14 protein-coding genes and 1 tRNA gene are annotated in these 20,307 nt (G+C 51.5%); 5 read left to right on the top strand and 10 right to left on the bottom strand.

Annotated elements, in window-relative coordinates:
- Positions 1-7: 7 nt before the first annotated feature.
- From EFA69_RS13530 to EFA69_RS13550, 5 genes are all read right to left on the bottom strand, one after another.
- Positions 8-1,045 carry a hypothetical protein gene (locus tag EFA69_RS13530; protein ID WP_123133653.1) on the bottom strand — a complete coding sequence of 346 codons (1,038 nt, stop codon included), beginning with the start codon at positions 1,043-1,045 and terminating at the stop codon, positions 8-10.
- A gap of 98 nt (positions 1,046-1,143) precedes the next feature.
- Positions 1,144-1,728: a hypothetical protein gene (locus EFA69_RS13535; RefSeq protein WP_123133654.1), complete on the bottom strand. Its 585-nt coding sequence runs from the start codon at positions 1,726-1,728 to the stop codon at positions 1,144-1,146.
- A gap of 180 nt (positions 1,729-1,908) precedes the next feature.
- A complete protein-coding gene (gene xerA, locus EFA69_RS20670; protein WP_123133655.1) occupies positions 1,909-3,354 on the bottom strand; it encodes a site-specific tyrosine recombinase/integron integrase in 1,446 nt (481 codons plus the stop codon).
- 276 nt (positions 3,355-3,630) lie between these two features.
- Positions 3,631-3,702 (bottom strand) — tRNA-Glu (locus EFA69_RS13545).
- 276 nt (positions 3,703-3,978) lie between these two features.
- Positions 3,979-5,313 (bottom strand): hypothetical protein, encoded by a 1,335-nt coding sequence (locus EFA69_RS13550; RefSeq protein WP_148041356.1) that lies wholly within the window; start codon positions 5,311-5,313, stop codon positions 3,979-3,981.
- Between the two features lie 284 nt (positions 5,314-5,597).
- Here EFA69_RS13550 and yjjX point away from each other — a divergent pair, with 284 nt between their 5' ends.
- Positions 5,598-6,170: an inosine/xanthosine triphosphatase gene (yjjX, locus tag EFA69_RS13555; protein ID WP_123133657.1), complete on the top strand. Its 573-nt coding sequence runs from the start codon at positions 5,598-5,600 to the stop codon at positions 6,168-6,170.
- Here yjjX and EFA69_RS13560 read toward each other — a convergent pair.
- Positions 6,157-6,363, bottom strand: coding sequence for a hypothetical protein (locus tag EFA69_RS13560; protein WP_123133658.1), 207 nt, complete (start codon positions 6,361-6,363; stop codon positions 6,157-6,159). The genes yjjX and EFA69_RS13560 overlap by 14 nt on opposite strands.
- A 56-nt stretch (positions 6,364-6,419) precedes the next feature.
- The gene (locus tag EFA69_RS13565) at positions 6,420-9,638 is read right to left on the bottom strand and encodes a S41 family peptidase (RefSeq protein ID WP_123133659.1); all 3,219 of its coding nucleotides are present in this window, start codon (positions 9,636-9,638) and stop codon (positions 6,420-6,422) included.
- A gap of 415 nt (positions 9,639-10,053) precedes the next feature.
- Here EFA69_RS13565 and EFA69_RS13570 point away from each other — a divergent pair, with 415 nt between their 5' ends.
- Positions 10,054-12,504, top strand: a complete 2,451-nt coding sequence (locus EFA69_RS13570; RefSeq protein WP_221175747.1) for a TonB-dependent receptor — start codon at positions 10,054-10,056, stop codon at positions 12,502-12,504.
- Between the two features lie 85 nt (positions 12,505-12,589).
- Positions 12,590-13,912, top strand: a complete 1,323-nt coding sequence (locus EFA69_RS13575; RefSeq protein WP_123133661.1) for a PepSY-associated TM helix domain-containing protein — start codon at positions 12,590-12,592, stop codon at positions 13,910-13,912.
- A 358-nt stretch (positions 13,913-14,270) separates the two neighbouring features.
- On the opposite strand, the gene EFA69_RS13580 is transcribed toward EFA69_RS13575, so the two are convergent.
- A complete protein-coding gene (locus EFA69_RS13580; protein WP_123133662.1) occupies positions 14,271-15,911 on the bottom strand; it encodes an amidase in 1,641 nt (546 codons plus the stop codon).
- Between the two features lie 154 nt (positions 15,912-16,065).
- Here EFA69_RS13580 and EFA69_RS13585 point away from each other — a divergent pair, with 154 nt between their 5' ends.
- Together EFA69_RS13585 and EFA69_RS13590 are read left to right on the top strand one after the other, a co-directional pair.
- On the top strand, positions 16,066-17,202 hold the full coding sequence (locus tag EFA69_RS13585; RefSeq protein WP_123133663.1) for a DmpA family aminopeptidase: 1,137 nt from the start codon (positions 16,066-16,068) through the stop codon (positions 17,200-17,202).
- Complete coding sequence (locus EFA69_RS13590; RefSeq protein ID WP_123133664.1) at positions 17,186-18,034, top strand: aminotransferase class IV; 849 nt, start codon at positions 17,186-17,188, stop codon at positions 18,032-18,034. The genes EFA69_RS13585 and EFA69_RS13590 overlap by 17 nt, the downstream gene beginning before the upstream one ends.
- Positions 18,035-18,210: 176 nt before the next feature.
- On the opposite strand, the gene EFA69_RS13595 is transcribed toward EFA69_RS13590, so the two are convergent.
- Entirely contained in the window at positions 18,211-19,338 is a 1,128-nt protein-coding gene (locus EFA69_RS13595) for an endo-1,4-beta-xylanase (RefSeq protein ID WP_123133665.1), read from the bottom strand.
- Between the two features lie 202 nt (positions 19,339-19,540).
- Complete coding sequence (locus tag EFA69_RS13600) at positions 19,541-20,299, bottom strand: SDR family NAD(P)-dependent oxidoreductase (protein ID WP_123133666.1); 759 nt, start codon at positions 20,297-20,299, stop codon at positions 19,541-19,543.
- Positions 20,300-20,307 lie beyond the last annotated feature (8 nt).

The raw sequence follows: 20,307 nt of genomic DNA on the forward strand, positions 1-20,307 counted from the left end.
GTTATTGTTAGATTTTGTTATTTTTATTAAACAACCAAGAGGTTATTCTATTTAAGATGGTTGGCATCTTTTCGACCTTTTGAATATTGTTGTTATTAAAGCCGGGTGAATTTGTAGTTTTATTTCTACTATAAGGAGAATAATAAGAATATTTGTTTAAATAATTTTTTATCAGTTCATTACTTCCATTAATAGCATTAGTAACGAGTTTTTCAGTTGGTGTTAAATTATAAACCATCCTTGCAAATTGATATGGTTGGACAACCTTGGATAAATCCTCTAAATTAGGCAATATTTCTTCCAAACTATTTGGTAAATGGCATATAATAATAGTTGATGGTGCTACGCCTGCTTTTTCATATGCTAATAATTTATGATGACCATCAATTACATAATATTCTGCACGAACAGATTCTTCTGAAATACTCCCGTCGAAATTTACCCTTCCTTTCTCAAAAAACGATGTAAATATTACTGCTGTCGGCTTTTTGCCAGCATTAATTTCTTCCAAATAATGCTCTACTCTATCTATATTTATTTCTCTTTGCGTTGCCGTAACCCAAAAGAATCGCCCATAAGGTTCAACTAGAAGATTATTTGCTTTAAAATCTTTGTCGTCAGATTCAAATTTATCATATCTGGAATAAAAGCTATGGTAGTCAATTGTTTCCTCAATGATAGGAGAAAATAATAATTTTGTATTTTCCTCCAGGTAAGTATGAAATATTGCGTATTTACCGTTTTCAAAAATATCCAATAGCGGTTCCAAACGCTCAAAAGCTAAACGATTGATTTCCTCAGGCGGGCCAAGCAGTTCCTGATTCATACTTTCATCAATCTCCTTTTTAATTTTCCAACTTAGAGGTAATGAGGTTAAATAATCACATAATGTCGTGGAAGGCCCACTATCCAACCAATGAATAATTTTTGGGGATTTATATTCAAGATAATCTAAGTATTCCGAACTTCTAATTTTCAGGAGCCCTTTTCCATTTGTTATCTCAAATTTATAGCCATATTCAATTTCGCATTCGATATCTCCCATAATTATAATAAAATCTAACGGCTAGTATAAAAAACGTGCGAGGCCGACGGCCGAAGCATGGTTTTTATACAATGTTATGTGCAGGCATTTCTTTCTTTTTATTCTGATTTTACGATGAAGTCATAGGAATGCTCTGTGAAGTACAAAGGCAACTCTGCCCACTCCATATTCTGCTCCTTAGCCTCCTTATGTGCTGCGCCCATCAATTCCATGAATCTAGCGATGACGAGTTGCTCGCACCAGTCCCTCGCGTCCTGTTGTTCGTCCGTGTCGAGCTCAATGTTCTCAAAAGCCTCTTGTAGGTTTTCATAACCAGTAATCACATATTCTTCAGTTGTCATGGTTTCTTGGCTAACGTCGCTAAGCCAGTCCATGTCCTCAAGGTTAAGTCCGCCGTCCTCGCTGAATGCGAATCCGTCTATGTACCAGGTGTCTGTGTTGATGTCGAACTCGTTCATCTCAAAGTACAGCGCCCTTGGCTCAATTACTTTGGAAACCGTCTTGTGAAAATTATCTATCCAATTTGCTACTCCGCCAGCCTGACCGACAAGAGATTGGCCGATAATTGAGTGGAAGTCCGTTGTCGGGATACTTTTGAGAGCTGTCTCCGCTATGCTCACTGCTTTTGAATAGTCCTTTTTTTCTAAGTCTGGATTGATTTGCTCACCGAAGTCAAAGTTCATGTTTTAATTTCTTAAAGATTATTTTATTGCTTGCACATAACACTTAGATAACATCACCGGTGATGTTATTTTCAATACCTCCGCACCTTCCGGGAGGTGATGTTATTTTTTTAATATTGGCTTAAATGTCTGATTGTCAGTGTGTAGTGTTTTCATAAAAACTCCTTCGTCTTCTAATAGTTATATCTCCAGATTATCAAGCGGGCTCTTTATCTTCTCCATACCCTTGCGGGTGATGTGGGTGTAGATCTCCGTCGTCTTGCTGGAGTGGTGCCCCAGCAGCGCCTGGATGTAGCGCAGGTCCGCCCCCTGCTCCAACAGGTGCGTGGCGAAGCTGTGGCGCAGGGTATGCAGGGACACCTTCTTTTTTATCCCCGCCGCATCGCAGGCCCGCCTGAAAACTTTCTGGGCGCTTCCGTAACTGTAGGCCTCCCCGTCCTGCCCCTCAAAGAGCCAGTCCTTGGCCCGGTATGCCCTGTAATATTCCCTTAAGTAAATGAGGATTTTCTCGGAAAGCAAGGTGACCCTGTCCTTTTTCCCCTTCCCGGCCCTTATGTTGAGGACCTTCCTGCCGGAGTCCACGTCGGCGACCCTGAGGTTGATCAGCTCACCGGCCCGCAGGCCAGCCGAGTAGATCAGCAGCAGGATGCACTTGTGCTTCAGGTTGACTACCGACCGCATGATGCGGGTGACCTCCTCCTCGCTGAGCACCTCCGGCAGGGTCTGCGCTTTCCGGGGCCTTTCCAGATGGTAGACGGTGCGGGGGCGGTGCAGCACCTTCTCATAGTAGAACTTGATGGCGTTCACCGCCGAGTTCTGGTGGGAGGCGGAGATGTCGTAGTCATCTATCAGGTGGAGCATGTAGGCCTTTATGTCGGCCTCGTCCAGGGTGTCGGGTTCCCTGTCCGGGAAGTGGTTGACGAAGTCGCGGAACAGGCTGCCGTACTGCCGCACGGTGCTGGGGCTGTAGCCCTTCAGCGTGAGCTTGTCCAGGTAATCCTGCGGGCACGGCTTCGCCTTCGCCGGCTTGGGTTTGGCTGCCGGGCTTGGCTTGCCTGGCATTGTTTCCTCCTTCGTGAGTGACAGCTGGAGGCCGTACCCCCCGAAATACTCCCGCAGCTCCTCCACGACGGCGCCGGAGTAGGGGAGCGTCCACAGCCTCAGCCCCGCATCCCAGAAATAGTAGGGGATGGACTTCACCTTGCGGATGTGGGCGGGGTGGAAGGGGAAGCGGAGCTGCATCCTGCGGTTGGGGAGGACCGTTACCGTCACCCCGTTCCCTGCCGCGGGGCTCCGGGGCTCGGTGGGGACTTCCCCCTTGGGCGCCGGGGGATCGCTGGGTGCTGCCGCGGCCTTAGCTTCAGGCGATCGCTTGCTCTGTGGCCCCACTTCTGGCCCTGCCGTAGCTATCTGCAGGCCTGGGAAGCTCTCTCGCAGTTGGGCGAATGCCTCCTTGGTATAAGGGACATGCCAGCACCGGTGGGTCTTGCTCCACTTCCTGCCGGGTATGGCCTTTATCCTGTCCGTGTGGGAACTGTCGGCCGGCAGGTCGACCCGTATCCTCCTCTCGTTGCGGTGCTCCAGCGGGCTGGCCTTCACCAAATTCCTGTTCACGGGTTCCTCCATGGCCTTGCTCCTGTTTTTCAGTGATGTACAAGCGGCGGGGCGTTTTCGTTCCGGCCCAGGGAGGTCACTCTATGGCCTAGCTTAGTGGGAACAGGCGAAGGGTCGCAGACGGATGGAGGAAAAGCCGCAAAACCTACACTTTTGGGGTAGGGCAGGCCATTGTTCCGAGAGTGGGGTTGTTGCGCTGAGGGTAGGGAATGAAAAATCCATCGGTGTCCGGATAGTGTCCGAGGGGCAATAAAAAAGCCCCTCGGCGTTTACTGAGAGGCTTTTTAGTAGTCCGTAGGGGAATCGAACCCCTGTTACCAGAATGAAAATCTGGTGTCCTAACCCCTAGACGAACGGACCATCTTTCGGTTTTGATGGTGCAAATATAGAGGAGGGATTTTGATTTGCAAAACTGAAGATCAAAAAAACTTAATTTTTTGCCGGTGAAAAGATTGATCTTAAACTAAGATGCTCATTGTCAGATTTTAAAAATAGAGGTTTTGGTTAGGGAATTTTTCCGTTTAGGGGCTCTTTTTTGAAAAAGAGCCCCTAAACGGAAGGAGCAAGTGGTAAGTGATTGCCTAAAGAGAATGGTTAGGCAGGCACTTTAGACTTAATTTTTATGAGAAAAGAAGCTTAGCCTAGATTCGGCTTTCCCCCAAATTTTTGGAGCGTGTATAGCTGTTGCGCCAAGGCAAATAGGGTAGGGTCTTCAAGGCCACTGTTTCTTCGGGCTTTTTTCTCACTTATTCCTTCCTGTAGCAGGAGCAGGTAGGAATAGTACGACTGGACAATGTGCTGGAGCAGACCCTCCACTGCTTCTTGGGCTGAAGCAAGGGCGGTGGCTTTGTAAGTTTCTTTCTCCACTACCTCGTCCACTAAATAAAAATCGTCTTCCATGATCTTATGGCGGCCGTTTTCATCTAGCATCAGGGGTTTGTACACTTTGAAGTAATGCTGGCTCGCCAACAGGGCATTGCCTATGGTGTCGGGGACGTGGATGATGGTAGGCGAATCTCTTGAAACATCTTTCTTTTCCTTTTCAAAGTACGCCAGAAGCCGTTCCCCCTGGTCTGGGTAGCCGCGGAGAAGGCGAATGAACACTTCCCGGTCAAACCCTAGTGAGATGGGGGCACTGCCATGGCTGGTGCGTAGTTTGCCATTCACCGTGACAGCGGTATCTTGATCATAGACGATTTCCTCCATTTCGAGCGTGTCGGTGAGGAGGATCATCTCCGGCAGGTACGTGGAAGGCTCAATGTTATCTGAGGCAGATTTCTGCTTTATTTGGGGAGCTACGGTAGCCGCTTCTTTGGCTTTCTGGAGCAAGGAGGCCGCGAAGACACTATGTCCCTCGTTATTCTCCAGCGCTTCCAGTTGTTGCAGGTAAAGGTCCAGAAACTGGAGATGCGGTTTTAAAACCTTATAACGCTTGGTTCTCTTATAGGACTTTCGGTGGTAGTATAGGAGAGTAGCCACATCTCCGTAACAGTCCAGCTCCTTTATCTTTTCCATTTCCTGCAAAATTGCTTCAGGTGAAAAGCTGCGGTTCAGGAGCAGTTCTTCGTACAGAAAGATGGGGTAGTCGTGGGTGGGCTGCCCTACTTCGGGTAAAAGATTGAAGGCACTGGGCCTTTCTTCCAGTGCTTCCTGTAAAATCTCCAGATTGGTTTTGACCGGTGCCATCAGGTGCTGGGTAGCCGTTTCCTGGAGTTGCTGCTGCGTTTGCTGCAGTACCTCCTCAGACAGATCAGGCGCCTCGGTCAGCTGCCAGAGAATCTGGAGATGGTCATGTGATGGGGGAAGGCCGTACGCAGACATGATATCTTCCTCCAGTTCTATCACCGTCTCAAATAACTCTGTATCTTCTTCAGGTCCGCCTTTTGCCTTCAGGTCCTGGTAATAGTGGTAGTATGTCTTCAGTTTTTCCGTCACCTGCATATCCAAGGTATTTCTGTCTGCATTAAGCATAGAGCCGCGCTTGTTGAAGAAGTGGGGCTGAAGATCCTTCAGGTTGCCTGAAGGACTGAGAATGCCGGCAGCCTTTCATTTTCTTCTCCGCGGTGTTGGCTTGTACGCAAATACCTGAAGGAAGATCATGCCAGCTCCTGGGTTGCCCACAGAAGTACTCCAAACGTTACCGGAAGGGGGGCGCCAGCAGAACCGAATAACAGCCTTCGGGAGGAAGTATTACCTTTGCCCGCCCGTTGGGTCTCTGGTGGGGAGCAGCGGGCAACTCAACTTTAGTGAACTTTATGAAGAGCAACGTGCTAAAAGTGGTGGTGGCTTCCACTAACCCAGTTAAAGGGAAAGCGGCATTGGGTGGTTTCCAGCGCATGTTTCCGCAGGAGCAATTTGAATTAGTGGCGGTAGAGGTGCCCTCCGGAGTGGCCGACCAGCCGATGACCAATGAAGAAACCTGGCAGGGAGCCCGTAACCGAGTTATGAACGCAAAGCAAGCGTATCCAGAAGCCCACTATTGGATTGGCATTGAAGGCGGCGTGGAGGAACTGGAGGGCGAATTAGCCTCCTTTTCCTGGGTAGCCGTTTGTACCGGCGATAAATGGGGGAAAGCCCGTTCGGGGATGTTCTTCCTGCCTCCCGCCATGACGGAGCTGATTGCGCAAGGAGTGGAGCTGGGCAAAGCCAATGACCAGGTATTCAGTCAGCTGAACTCAAAGCAGAAAGGCGGGGCCATTGGCATGCTCTCAGACGGAGCCTTAGACCGGAAAGAATTGTATGAGCAAGCCGTAATTCAGGCGTTGGTGCCGTTTAAGAATCCGGAGTTGTACTGGAAGGAGGCAGGAGAAGATCCTATGAAAAGATAAATGCGTTTAGGGGCTCTTTTTCCAGAATTTCGTCAAAAAGAGGAAGGCCATTGGCAAAGGCAACCTTATTGCTTGGGCGCCAGGCCAAATTATGGTTTTCACCTGATTTTGAAAAAAGAGCCCCTAAACGCTCTAAGGACGTTACCGCCCATTGTTCCTGCGTGGTCCAGGAAGACTTGGCAATGCGATTCATCTGCCCTAAACAAAAGAGCCCGGTACTACCGGGCTCTTTTGTTTGAAGGGATGGGGTTATTTTACTTCTTTCAGCAGCTCTTGTACCGCTATTTCCAGCTGTTGGTCTTTGCCTTTGCTCACCAGTTCGTATTCGTTCATCACTTTCACGTCTGGTTCAGTTTGGAGATTCTCCAGGTAGCGGCCCTGTACGTCTTTCACGCCCAGAGGGGGTACTCCCCAGCGCAGGCTGTTGTCCTGCAAGCTTTCCCAACCCGCGAAGGTACAGGTGCCGGGCACGGGCATCCCCACCAATTTACCTAGTTTCAGGTCCTGGTAACTGAACGCGAAGCAATGTCCGTCTGAGTAGTTGGCCTCGTTGGCTAGCGCAATGGAAGGTTTGGTCCAACGGAAAGAAGGCTCCAGGCCCACTGAACGGTTGTCTGTGGTATAGCTCAGGAACATTCGGCCGCTGAGGAACATGGCCAAATCAGCTACCAAGTCACCCCCGCCATTGTTGCGGGTGTCTACCACCATGCCTTTGCGGTTGGCGTATCTGCCCATTACTTCTTCATAAACAGTGCGGTAGCTGGGGTCATTCATGCCGGGGATGTGCACGTAGCCCAACTGCCCATTGCTGAGGCGGTCCACTTCCTCGGCGTTGCGGCGTACCCAGCGCTTGTAGAGCAACGCACTCTCTTCGCCCGCTGAGATAGGTTTCACGGTGATGTCTCTGCGCTTTTTGGTCTTAGGGTCATAGATACTCAGGAGCGTGTTCTTGCCGGCTTTGCGGTTCAGGAACTGGGCGTAGTCTTTGTCTGAGGTCAGGGTTTCGCCGTCAATTTTCTCAATCACCATACCGGCTTTCAGGTCAAGCCCGGCTTTCTGCAGCGGGCCTTCCAGTATGATTTCCTCAATCTTGAGTCCGTCTCCCGTGAAGTTCTGGTCATAGAAGATGCCCAGGGAAGCAGTGGCATCGGCGTTAGCCGGAACGTTAGAGAAGCTGGCGCCCGAGTGGGACACATTCAGTTCGCCTAACAATTCACTCAGAAGTTCAGAGAACTCGTAGTTGTTGCTGATGTGCGGCAGGTACTTTTCATAGTCTGGCTTCAGGGCTTCCCAGTTGGCGCCGTGGAAACCAGCGGTGTAAAACGTCTTCTGTGTGCGGCGCCACACGTGCTCCAGCATGAAGGCTCTCTCGGCGGCCACATTCAGGTTCATGTCTCCGCTGATGCTCACGTTTTCCTGTTTGCTAGCGGTAGGGTCTAGTTTGATCACGCGGCCATCGGCGAGCAGGAACATGAATTTCTGGTCTTTGTCCCAATCCATGCTGGCGCGGTTGGCGTTCAAGGTTACCGCCATTTTGGTTTCCTTTGTGCGCAGATTGGTGCTCCAGAGGTTGTAGCCTTTCTCAAAGCGGGCCAGGTAGTAAAGTGTTTCCCCGTCTTTAGACACCAAAGCGTCTCCCAGGTTAGAGGAATGTAGGGTAAGACGGGCTTTGCGGGTTTTCAGGCCTTCCCAGTCAATGGCCAGTGGCTCCTCCTCCTTTTTCTTCTTTTTGTCTTTCTCCTTCGCTGCTTTTTCCTCCTGCTCTTTGATGAGCGCATAGTCTTCCTTGCTCAGCCTGTACTTGTCAAAAGCGTCTTGGGTCATGAACAGGGCAAACATGTCTGTTTGGGCACCGCCGCTGTTGGCCTGGGAGCGCATGCCCTCGCGGGTGCTGTTCCAGATGAGCATCTTGCCGCCTAGCATCCACTGAGGCTCAGAATCCTGGTAGCCGCTCTCGGTGAGGTTGATTTTCTTGCCCTTGCCATCGGCTGCAATGATGCCCACCTCGCCGTTCCAGTAGCCGGGTTCAGAGAATTCAAAGGCAATCCATTTGCTATCTGGGCTCCAGGTGAAGTACTGGTCATTGTCGCGCATGGAGAAAAGCTCATTGGTGGTGAGCAGCGTGCGTACTTTCTTGCTGTCCAGGTTATAGACCTTAAGGGTCATGCGATCTTCTACAAAGGCGACCTCTTTCCCATCTGGCGAGTATTGGGGCTCGTAGTTTTCTTTGTCGTTGTCAATAAGAACGGTTTCTTTGAGCAGGGTAGAGGCGTAAAAATAGGGCTCCTCTTTACGGCTGATCTGGGTCTGGTAGATTTTCCAGCCTTTGCCGCGCTCACTGGCGTAGATGAGGGATTTACCGTCTGGCGAGAAGCTCACGCTGCGTTCCTGCTCCGGAGTGTCTGTAATGCGTTTGGTCACGCTGCCCTCCACCGCCGACACAAACACTTCGCCTCTATAGATAAAGGCTACTTCTTTGCCGTTGGGCGAAACTGCCAAGTCCTGTACCCCATTACCCGCTACGGGTACAATGCGCTCATTATTGATCTTGGCATCGGTGGCAATGGTCACGTTTACTTTCTGTGGCTGTCCGTTGCCCTGCAGCGTGTAGAGCTCGCCGTCATAGCTGAAGCAGAGGGTGCCGTTGTTAGACGAGGAAAGAAACCGCACCGGATGTTTGGTGAATTTGGTAACCTGAGTAGACGCAGCCGGATTGTTAGCCGCCATGCGGTGCACGTTGAAAGTGCCGCTTGCCTCGCTCAGATAATAAATAGTTTGGTCATTATCGGCTAAAACAGGGTTGCGGTCTTCTCCGGCGTAGGTGGTAAGCTTGGTGTGCTTGCCCGTTTTGGTGTCGTAGCTCCACAGGTCGCGGGCGATGGAGGACACTTGATGCTTCCGCCATTGGTTTTCGCCGCCTTTTTTGTCATGGTACAGCATCAGCTGGCCGTTCTGGCTCAGTTTTACATCTTCGGCGGGAGTCGTGAGTACCTGTTGTACCCGTCCGCCGGCCAGTCCTACTTTGTAAAGCTCCGGCTGAGAGAACGTTGGGAATTGCCGGTTGCTGGCGGCATCCATGCGGGTAGAGCCAAAATAGACGGTCTTGCCATCGGGGCTGAACTCATACGGATACTCATTGGCCGAGTGGAAGGTCATGCGCTGTGCCTCACCGCCGCTGGCGGGCATCTGGAACAGGTCAAAATTGCCGTAACGGTCAGAGGCGAAGACAATGGTCTTGCCGTCTCTGCTCCAGACCGGCATAAAATCATGCGCCTCATGGGCGGTGAGGGGAATGGCGTTACCACCAGAAGCGGCTACACAGTACAGATCCCCTTTGTAAGTGAAGACAATGGTTTGTCCGTCTGGGGAAATGGAAGGGTAGCGTAGCCAGGAAGGAGCGTTCTGGGCGTTCACCACACTCACAGAACAGGCCAGCAGGGCGCTGGCGCACATCAGTTGCTTAAGCATAGGTTTAGTTAAATGCGCAGTAAGTTACGGAGCTAGAGGGTTATTTAAAAGAGGCGCAGGCCCCAGGCACCCCTACCGCTTCCTCCTGTAAACAGGGAGCTGCATAGTGACTCTTCCTGCCCAGCAACACTCTCCGTTTTCAGCTTATACTAAGAGTTTACAGGTGTCTAGTCTAGGCTCTGCAAAGCGGTGCTGAAAAATTTTGGTAGAACCTTTCCCTAAGAATATAGCTGTAGCGTCTGAATGGGCACATTTTCAAAAGTTCAATAAAAACAAACTTAATTTTATTTGTAATAAATCTAAATAGGTGTTTAGTTTGCTACTGTTTAGAAGTAGTCTAAATAAAGTAAGCCCAGGTGGTGAACTGCATAGATTGCCAACTATGAGCGCCCATTATCTACTAAACCAGTGTGTGATGCATAAAAAAATTACCCTTTTCAGCTTCTTCTTTCTGTTCTTTGTGCAGGTCTCCTTTGCCCAACGCCATACCTCAGCGGTAAGAGGAACGATTCTACAGGAAAACGGAGTTCCGCTTGCCTTTGCCACTGTGGCACTGGTAGGTACTTCTTATGGTACTTCCACCAACGAGGATGGAACCTATGAGTTAAAGCCTCTGGCCGAGGGAACTTACCAAATCAGAATCTCCATGATTGGGTTCCAGACCATTGACAAGAAGTTCCAGTTGCAGAGCAACCAGGCCCTGGAGCTGTCCTTCTCCATGAAACCCGTGACCAACCAGATAGGCCAGGTGGAAGTTTTTGGCGAACGTGAAAAGCAGCCAGAAAAATTAGATGCCATTACCCGTCTGCCGCTTAAACCCATTGACCAGATTCAGTCTATCTCTGTTATCTCAGACAGATTAATTGAGCAGCAAGGAGCACTTACGGTGATGGAAGCCGCCCGTAACGTGCCTGGTGTGTACACTTACGCTACCTACGGCGGGGTACGCGAAAGTATCTCTTCCCGTGGTTTCAGAGGAATTCCTACCTTAAAGAATGGGGTACGTGTGCAAACTGACTTCAGAGGAATGGGCTTCATAACAGATATGCAGGGTGTTGAAAGTATTCAGGTTCTCAAGGGATCTAGCGCCGTTACCATGGGAGCAGCCACTGATTTAGGTGGGCCAGGGGGCATTGTGAACGTAGTCACCAAAACACCAAAATTTGAGAATTCAGGTAATGTCTCTATGCGAGTAGGCAGCTGGGGGCTGGTAAGGCCTACTTTTGATGTGCAGAATGTTCTGAATGAAGCAGGAACGGTTGCTTTCCGTCTCAATGGAGCTTATGAGACTGGTGGGAAATACCGCGCGCACATGAGCAATGAGTCTTTCTATATCAACCCATCTTTGGAGTGGCGGCCAAATGCAAAAACCACTATCACTTTGGAGATGGATTATTTGAATGACAACCAGTCTATTGATGCCGGGACGGTTAACATGTCAGTAGGAAACGTAGCCAATGAAATATTTGATATACCTAATGACATGAACCTGGGCTTCAGGTCAGACATTCAGATTGTAAAGCACACAACTTACGCTGCCCGATTCAAAAGATATTTGGACGATGAAAACAAGCTCTACCTGAGAGGTGCTTATTTCCAGTCAGATTATGACCAAGATGCAATCAGAACTTCATTAACAGCTCTACCTAAATCTGATGGGGTTAATGATAGACAGGTAACCAGATTCAAACGTTCTATTGGGCACAACCAAACCCGGATTGATAAGAACAAAGTGATCCAAATGGATTTAGTGGGCGATGAAATTGCAACCGGGCCTATCCGGCATACCTTCCAAGTAGGAGTTGACTTCCGTATCACAGATTTAAGACAACCTACTTTCAATACCATTGCAATTCCTGGAGAGATAGACATTCTGGATCCAAGCACAATTACCAATGATTTGCCAGCGGGAACGCCTAATTTTACATCTACAGGAGGCACCCAAGGCTATGATACCAGAATGGGAGTAACTATCCAAGATGTGATTCATATAACCAATTGGGTGAAAGTATTTGGAGGAATCAGATACAGCACTAACCAGAGCAATTCTCCTACCTCTTCGCTCATCAGTAGGTCAAAATACTGGAATCCGTTGGCAGGGGTAATGTTTACGGTAAAACCAGGGCTTAACGTGTTTGGCTCCTACACCAACAGTACTGCGCCTGAAAGCGCTACTCAAATGGATGAAGCCGGTAATACCTTTGGTAATTCTACCATTGATCAGTGGGAGACAGGTTTAAAATCTGAGTGGTTAAACCAGCGCTTGCGTTTCAACCTGACTCTCTATAGAATTCACGAGCAGAATATCGTGCAACAGCTGTATGACATCAACAACCAGCCTGTTTTAGTGAATGGCAGAGCTGTTTACCGTCAAGCTGGAGATGATATCAGAAAAGGAGCAGAAGTGGAGTTGACTGGCCGGGTGCTTGAGAATCTGGAAGTGATTGTAGGATATTCTTACATTGACGCAAAGTTCAAGAATACTTTGGTTAATGTAGAAGGTTCAGCGCCAAATAACACTCCTAAACATACTTACAATGCTTGGGCAAACTACAGAATCAATATGGGAGCTATGAGAGGTGTGAACTTGGGGGTAGGAGTGTACTATATAGGCAAACGTCCTTACAACGACTGGACACAAGCAGGTTACCTTACCCATGGTGTAGACACTAGCAAAAAGCCCTGGTATAACAAAGCCTACACTACGGTTAATGCTCAGTTAGGCTATGAGTTTGGCCAGAATTGGGGAGTGCGTGTTCTTTTCAACAACATTCTGGATGAAGTAGGTTATGACGCATACCGCACCTCTTTCATTGACAGAATCCAACCCAGAAACTTCTCCGGAACCGTTACCTACCGCTTTTAATATTTAAGTTCCTATTAACGTCCAATAGCTGCCGGTGCCTGGGTGCCGGCAGCTTTGCTGCTAAAAAACATAACCTTAAACTTATATGAAAAAGGAGTTCACCTGGCGAAAATTGTTCAATGACATCCACCTGTGGCTGGGGCTGGCCAGCGGGTTGGTGCTGTTTGTGGTCTGCCTTACCGGCACCATCTTCACGTTCCACACAGAAATTGAGGAAATGCTGGAGCCCGAGAAATACGAGGTGCAGGTACCGGCCAACGCAGTAGCACTCTCGCCAGATGAACTGATCAGTAAAGTTGAGAAAGCCCAGAAAGGGAAAGTGACCGCCCTGCAAATCGTGCAGGACCCTGCCAAGCCATACCGGCTCACCCTGAAGAAAGAAGAAGGCAAGCGTGGCGGGGCCGAAGGCGGGAAAGCCAAAGGAGAGGGAGCGTCTAAAGCCATAGCGGGCGCACCAGGGGCCGGAGGCAAAGGCGGCGAAGGCCGTAAAGGCGGCAAAGGTGTTCCGGGCGGCGGCGGTCCCGGGGGCGGACGCGGTACCGTTTATCTGGTAAACCAATACACCGGCGAAATCAAAGGCACCACCGAAGGCCCGGCCAGCAAGTTCTTCCACACCGTAGAAGACCTGCACCGTACGCTCATGGTAAAAGGAGAGCAGGGCCAACTGAACTGGGGCAAGATTGTGGTAGGTGCATCTACCATCATCTTCGTGTTCCTCATCTTGACTGGTTTGGTGATCTGGTTCCCCAAGAAAATCAAAAACTGGAAGCAGGGGCTCAAAATCAAAACCAGCGGCAACTGGAAACGCACCAACCATGACCTGCACAATACCCTCGGCTTCTATTCTTCCATGCTGCTCCTGATCATGGCTTTAACCGGCCTCTGCTGGTCGTTTGAGTGGTACCGTGATGGTGCCAGCGCCGTGTTGGGAGACAAGATCTTCAAACAACGCGGCGAAAAACCGCTTGATTCTAACCCACGTCCAGCCAATGCCCAGAAACTGGCGGTGGCAGATTACATCAGAATCACCAATGGGATTCTGCCCTATGAAGGGAATTACCGCATCACCTTGCCCACCGATTCTACCAGCGCCGTGGTGCTGAGCAAGAGCGAGAGCGGATTCTTCGCCCCATCGGCGGCCGACAAGGTGCAGTTAGACCAGCACACCGGGGAGTCCCTGAAGGTGGAGAAGTTTGAGGAGAAGCCGTTCAATGAGCAGGTAGCTGCCTCGGTGAGAGCCCTCCATTTAGGCGAAGTTTTCGGGACGTTCTCCAAAATCATTTACTTCATCGCCTGTCTTATTGCCACCAGCTTGCCTATCACGGGTACCTTTATCTGGCTGAACAAGCTGAAGAAGAAGCCCAAGAAAAAGATGCCTTACGTGAAACCATCGGTTTCCAGAGTTTAGTGCACGTTTCCGTTTAGGGGCTGTTTTTCCAAAAAGAGCCCCTAAACAGAAAAGGTAAGTTTAGCGGTACAACAAAAGGGCCTGCATATTGTATGCAGGCCCTTTTGTTGTAGACGCTGAAAAGGAGACCTAATAACTTGTCACCTTCCTGTGTATTCTCCCAGGCCAGGGGAAAACTCCATACCTCTGGATTGTTGGTAATAACACCAACAACGGCGGCTGCTCCTACTATTTTTCTGCTTTACGAAGTAGGCTCCATCTTAGAGCGCAGATAGGACGTACTGGAGGCGAACTTCGGCCTGTGGGTTCATTTGTGTTTAGGGGCTGTTTTCGGAAAAACGGCTCCTAAACGCAAGGATCAGGAGGGGTTGGTGGTTTTCAGGAACGTAGGCGCTTTTCGGTTCTTAGAGACTTGCTCATAGGCATAGGCAATGCGCAGCAACTCCGGCTCCGTATACGCCCGCCCAAAGAAGGAAAGCCCGATGGGTAGACTTTGTACCTGGCCCAGCGGCACCGTGATGTGCGGGTACCCCGAGATGGCCGCTGGGGTAGAAAGGCCGTAGCCCGTAAAGGAATCGCCGTTCACCAAGTCAATGCACCAGGAGGGACCGTAGGTAGGGCCGGTGATGGCGTCCAGCTTATGCTCCTGCATGATCTTGTCAATAGCGGCCCGGGAACCGCTCACCTGCTTGGCGACGGCCTCTTTATACTCCTTCGTGTTCAGGTCGCCTAGTTTCTCAGACATCTCCAGAATTTCCTGCTTAAAGTAGGGCATAGACTGGGCTTCGTGCTGCTTGTTGTAGGCAATCACGTCTTTGAGGGACTTCACAGGGGCGTTGGCGGTGGCCAGGTAGTTGTTTACGCCGTCTTTGAACTCGTACTGCAGAATCTTGAAGCTGGCACCAGACACCTCCCGGATGCTCTTCATCACTTCCACCTCCACAATGGTAGCTCCCTGGCTTTTGAGTTGTTCCAGCGCTTTTTGCAGCAGTGCGTCAATGGCGATGTGACCTTGCAGAAAGGATTTTTCTACGCCAATATGTTTCCCCTTCAGGCCGTTGGCGTCCAGAAACTTAGTATAGTCGGGGTGGGCTTTGCCGGTGCTTTCTTTGGTGACAGCGTCTGCGGGGTCAACAGCGGCCAATACGCTCAGGAGCAGTGCGGCATCGGTGACGGTTCTGGCAATGGGTCCGGCGGTGTCCTGCGTGTGCGAAATGGGGATAATACCGGAGCGGCTCACCAAGCCCACAGTGGGTTTAAAGCCAACCACTCCGCTCACGGCAGAGGGGCACACAATGGAACCGTTCGTTTCTGTGCCCACAGCCACCACGCATAGATTGGCCGACACCGCTACCCCGGAACCCGAGCTGGAGCCGCAGGGCGTTCGGTCCAACACATAGGCATTCCTGGTTTGTCCGCCGCGCCCGCTCCAGCCGCTGGAAGATTCCGTAGACCTAAAGTTTGCCCACTCGCTCAGGTTAGTCTTGCCAATGAGCACCGCGCCCGCTTCCCGTAGTTTACCCACAATAAAGGCGTCTTTGGCGGCTTTGTTCTGGGCTAGGGCCAGGGCTCCCGCCGAGGTAGACATTTTATCATGGGTATCTACGTTGTCTTTGACCATGACCGGAATGCCGTGCAGCGGCCCCCGCACTTTACCGGCCTTGCGTTCCTGGTCCATCGCCTCGGCAATTTGCAGGGCATCGGGGTTTACCTCAATCACGGAATTCAACTTAGGACCGGATTTGTCCACGGCCTGGATGCGGTCCAGGTAGCGTTGCGTAATGGCTTTGGAGGTCAGTTCGCCGGAGGCCATTCGGCGCTGAAGATCCTGGATGGTGGCTTCGTTCAGGTCAAAGCTTTCGGGATTGGCTTGTGCCGAGGAAGTTTCAGTGGTGGGCGGTTGGGTATTGGCAGTTGTGGTGGCACAGGCCCCCAAGCCCAGCGCGGAGAAAGAGAGTCCGGCCAGAGAGCCTGCTTTAAGAAAGTTTCGTCTGTTCATTCGTTTGGATTTTGTAGTAAGTTACTGCATCCGGAGCAAAAAAGAAACGGGCTTTTACAGAGGAAGAAAGGGGGAGGGGGAACAGTTTTTTGAGGTGATACAGCAAGAATTCGGACAGAACCAATAGATTTACCCAGTCATTCACCAGAGCCCTATGAAACATCGCCTGCTTTTTGTGCTGCTTATCCTTATGGTCACCGTAGCGGAGGCGCAGGAGCGCAAACGGGTGCGGGAATACGGCATCAAGATAGGGGTGCTCCCCACCGGGCAGTGGAACGCCATCACAGATGTGCCCGGGGTGCAGGTGGGGCAGGTAACGGTGGTAAAAGGTCAAGACGTGCGTACTGGGGTCACAGCCATCCTTCCGCACGGCGGCAATCTGTTTCAGGAGAAAGTGCCGGCGGCGGTGTTTGTGGGCAACGGCTTCGGGAAGCTGGCGGGCAGTACGCAGGTGCGGGAACTGGGTAACCTGGAAACCCCCATCGTCCTGACCAATACCCTGAGCGTAGCCACCGCCATGAACGCTGTGATCACGCACACCCTGCGGCAGCCGGGCAACGAAAAGGTGCAGTCTGTGAACGCACTGGTAGGCGAAACCAACGACGGCGGCCTGAACGACATCAGAGGACGGCATATCACCGAAGACCACGTGCTCACCGCCATCAGGAAAGCCCAGAGCGGAGCCGTGGAGGAAGGAAACACGGGAGCGGGCACAGGTACCATCTGCTTCGGGTTTAAGGGCGGCATTGGCACCGCTTCCAGAAAGCTGCCCCAGAGTTTGGGCGGTTATACGGTGGGCGTGCTGGTGCAGACCAACTTTGGCGGCGTGCTGCAAATAGCCGGAGCGCCGGTGGGCGAGGAGCTGGAAAAGTTCTCTTTCCGGCAGCAGATTCTGGAGAAGGCCGATGGTTCTTGTATGATCATTGTGGCCACCGATGCCCCCGTTGATGCCCGCAACCTGGAGCGCATGGCCAGTCGGGCTATGCTGGGATTGGGGAAAACCGGCGGAATTGCCTCCAATGGCAGCGGCGACTACGTCATTGCTTTCTCCGCGAACCCGGGGCTGCGGGTGCCATACGAGACCATCCAAAAAACGCAGACCGTTACCTTGTTGCGCAACGATGAAATGTCGCCGTTGTTCATGGCTACCATTGAGGCCACCGAAGAAGCCATCCTGAACTCCCTGTTCAAAGCCCAAACCACCCAAGGCAAAGACAAAACCAGCGTAGAGGCCCTGCCGCTGGAGAAAACCATACAGATTTTAAAGCAACACCATGTTATCAGACCATAAAAACTACGCCTACCTACACGGTGAATTCGTGCCGCTGGAGAACGCTTACCTGCACGTGAGCGACCTGTCCATTCAGCGCGGGTACGGCATCTTTGACTTTTTCAAAGTGCAGGAGGAAGCGCCCCTGTTTCTGGAGCACTACATCAGCCGATTCTTCCAGTCGGCGCAGCTGATGGGGTTGCCGGTGCCCTTATCTGAGGAGCAGCTGAAAGCCACGCTGGCGGAACTGCTCCAGAAAAACAAGCTGCCCAACTCCGGGGTGAAGATGATCCTGACGGGCGGATATTCGGCCAATGGCTATGACCCTGCGGCGCCAAACCTGCTCATCACGCAGCAGGCCCTCACCCTGCCCACGCAGGAGCAGGTGGCGCGGGGCATCAAGATCATCACCCATGAATACGTGCGGGAGCTGCCGCTGGCCAAGACCATCAACTATTCCATGGGTATCAGGCTGTTGCAAGAGGTAAAAGCTCGGCAAGCCGATGACGTGTTATACCACCACGGCGGCGTGGTCACTGAATTTCCTCGCAGCAATTTCTTCCTGCTCACCCAGGACAATGTGCTGGTTACCCCGGCGCAGGAGGTACTGCTGGGGGTAACGCGCCGAAATGTGCTGGAACTGGCGCGCCAACAATATCAGGTGCAGGAGAGAACGGTCACGTTAGAGGACATTGCCCAGGCCCGGGAAGCGTTCATGACCAGCACCACCAAACGGGTGCTGCCCATTGTGGAAGTGGACGGTAAGCCCGTGAACGACGGAAAACCAGGGCCAGTGACCCTGCAACTACTGGAGCAACTGCTGGAACTGGAACAAAAGCAGTTTATAGACTAAGTGCGTTTAGCGACCCTTTTTCTGAAAATTGGCCTAAACCAGAAGCGGCTCAAAACACTAGCTGTATTGATACAATAGAGCTTCATTTCCCTTAAATGAAAATCCCTGCGTTTAGGGGCTGTTTTTGGAAAAACGGCCCCTAAACGCAGGGATTTTCTGTACCACCTAGGTGATGCTTATTTTTTCTGCACGGCCTGCACAATGGCCTGGAAAGCTGGTTTAGGTTGGTAGTTGCGGTCAAAGATCATAGGGTAGCTGGTGCGGCCTTTGATGGGCCAATCGTTCAGCCAGGAATCTGCATCGGTGACGCCCCAGAAGGTGACGCGGCTGATTTTGTCGCGGTGCTTGTGGAAGAGGGCGAAAAGATCGGCGTAGCGCTTGGCCAGTTTCTGCTGCACGTCCTCCGGCAGGCCGTTGGTGTACAGGTTGTATTTCTGGTCAAATTCAAAGGTGGCATCAATGTCGGCGCCCTGGCGGTTGGAGGGGTTGGGCAGCACGTCAATGTCCAGTTCGGTGATCATCACTTTACCCAGCACCGAGAACTTGATGATGCTTTCCTCAATCTGCGCCAGAGACGGAGACTCCAAGCCGTAGTGGCCCTGCATGCCAATGCCGGTGACCTTCAGTCCCTTGTCTTGCAGACTTTTTACCAGTTTAATGGCGCCGTCACGTTTGGCAGGTTTCCAGAGGTTGTAGTCATTATAGTACAATTCAGCTTTGGGGTCTGCTTTGCGGGCAGCCTCGTAGGCTTTGGCCAGGTACTCTTCGCCGGTGATCTGGTGCCATTTGCTTTTCCGGAGGGTGCCATCGTCGTTGAGGGCTTCGTTCACCACATCCCAGCCGTTGATCTGGCCTTTGTACCTGCCGGCCACGGCGGCAATGTGCTCTTCCATGCGCTGGAGCAGTTGGGCTTTGCTGGCGGGTTTGCCGGCCTGGTCCTCAAACACCCAGTTGGGGGTCTGCTGGTGCCACACCAGCGCGTGACCCACAATGAACTGCTTGTGCTTCTTGCCCAAGGCCACGTAGGCATCGGCGGGCTTGAAATTATAGGTATTGGGCTGTGGATGCACACTTTGCCATTTGAGCAGATTCTCGGGCGAAACTGTGCTGAAATGCTGGGCAATGATGGCTTCGGCTTTGGGGTCCTGGCCCATGGCCTGCTTGTAGTTCAGCGCCGCGCCAATCACGAAGTCATCTTTGAAGACGTTTTTGAGCGATGGCTCCGCCGCGTTGTTTTGACTGGCCACACAGCCCAAGGCCGCAATAGCCACGGTGGCCGCCAACAAGATTCGGTTTTTTCTCATGGGCAATAGGTTTTATCTGCTGTTAGATGGGTGGGGAAGGAGGAAATCAAACTTGTGGGCAGCGTTGGGTCATCGTTCTGAAACCCGGACAAGAGGGGAGGTGCGGCGCCAAGGGCATCAAATTCCGGTGGCCAGTTGATGTTGCGTTTAGGGGCCCTTTTTTGGAAAAGAGCCCCTAAACGCAACATGAATCATGGTTGCGCTAGAACCCGATGGCGTTACCGCCGTCAACGGGCAGTACGGTGCCGGTCACGTATTTAGCGCCTTCGGTGGTGTAGAAGTAAACGGCCTCGGCAACGTCTGCCGGGCTCCCGAATTTCCCCATGGGCGTACGGCCCAAAGCCTTGTTTTTACGCTCGGGATCGTTGTCCATGGCCTTGGCCGACATGGCGGTGGCAATGAAACCGGGAGCCACGCAGTTGGTTCTGATACCCATGGGCGACAGCTCCGTAGCCATAGCCTTGGTCATGCCCTCAATCGCGGATTTAGACGCGGTATAGGCAATCACTTTGGGAATACCGTACTGCGAGGCCATGGAACTGATGTTGACAATGGAGCCTTCGCCGTAGGGGAGCATGTTCTTTACCACTTCGCGGCTCAACGCGAAAACGGCGGTCACGTTGGTGAGCAGAATGCGCTGAAAATCCTCGTCGGTTACCTCCACAAAAGGCTTCTTCATGTTGATGCCCGCGTTGTTCACCAAAATGTCTATTCTGCCGTGTTCCTGGGTGATTTTCTCCACCAGCGCCGGGATTCCGCTCAGGTCGCTCAGGTCATGCGCAACGGTGATGCACAGATCTCCGAAGGCTTCTTTGGCGCTTTTCAGCTTCTCCTCGTCGCGGCCAATAACAATGGTCTTGATCTTCTCCTGGATGAATTTCTCTACAATGGCCAAGCCGATGCCAGAGGCGCCACCGGTAACAATGGCGGTCTTGGTGGCGGGTGCGGTAGTTTGTGTCATATTTCTTG

The organism is Rufibacter immobilis, assembly GCF_003721565.1.
GTDB lineage: Bacteria > Bacteroidota > Bacteroidia > Cytophagales > Hymenobacteraceae > Nibribacter > Nibribacter immobilis.

What these genes read in the sequence shown, in the direction of transcription:
- EFA69_RS13530 (WP_123133653.1), bottom strand. Translation starts at nt 1,045, where the DNA reads ATGGGAGATATCGAATGCGAAATTGAATATGGCTATAAATTTGAGATA.
- EFA69_RS13535 (WP_123133654.1), bottom strand. Translation starts at nt 1,728, where the DNA reads ATGAACTTTGACTTCGGTGAGCAAATCAATCCAGACTTAGAAAAAAAG.
- xerA (WP_123133655.1), bottom strand. Translation starts at nt 3,354, where the DNA reads ATGGAGGAACCCGTGAACAGGAATTTGGTGAAGGCCAGCCCGCTGGAG.
- EFA69_RS13550 (WP_148041356.1), bottom strand. Translation starts at nt 5,313, where the DNA reads ATGCTTAATGCAGACAGAAATACCTTGGATATGCAGGTGACGGAAAAA.
- yjjX (WP_123133657.1), top strand. Translation starts at nt 5,598, where the DNA reads ATGAAGAGCAACGTGCTAAAAGTGGTGGTGGCTTCCACTAACCCAGTT.
- EFA69_RS13560 (WP_123133658.1), bottom strand. Translation starts at nt 6,363, where the DNA reads ATGAATCGCATTGCCAAGTCTTCCTGGACCACGCAGGAACAATGGGCG.
- EFA69_RS13565 (WP_123133659.1), bottom strand. Translation starts at nt 9,638, where the DNA reads ATGCTTAAGCAACTGATGTGCGCCAGCGCCCTGCTGGCCTGTTCTGTG.
- EFA69_RS13570 (WP_221175747.1), top strand. Translation starts at nt 10,054, where the DNA reads ATGCATAAAAAAATTACCCTTTTCAGCTTCTTCTTTCTGTTCTTTGTG.
- EFA69_RS13575 (WP_123133661.1), top strand. Translation starts at nt 12,590, where the DNA reads ATGAAAAAGGAGTTCACCTGGCGAAAATTGTTCAATGACATCCACCTG.
- EFA69_RS13580 (WP_123133662.1), bottom strand. Translation starts at nt 15,911, where the DNA reads ATGAACAGACGAAACTTTCTTAAAGCAGGCTCTCTGGCCGGACTCTCT.
- EFA69_RS13585 (WP_123133663.1), top strand. Translation starts at nt 16,066, where the DNA reads ATGAAACATCGCCTGCTTTTTGTGCTGCTTATCCTTATGGTCACCGTA.
- EFA69_RS13590 (WP_123133664.1), top strand. Translation starts at nt 17,186, where the DNA reads ATGTTATCAGACCATAAAAACTACGCCTACCTACACGGTGAATTCGTG.
- EFA69_RS13595 (WP_123133665.1), bottom strand. Translation starts at nt 19,338, where the DNA reads ATGAGAAAAAACCGAATCTTGTTGGCGGCCACCGTGGCTATTGCGGCC.
- EFA69_RS13600 (WP_123133666.1), bottom strand. Translation starts at nt 20,299, where the DNA reads ATGACACAAACTACCGCACCCGCCACCAAGACCGCCATTGTTACCGGT.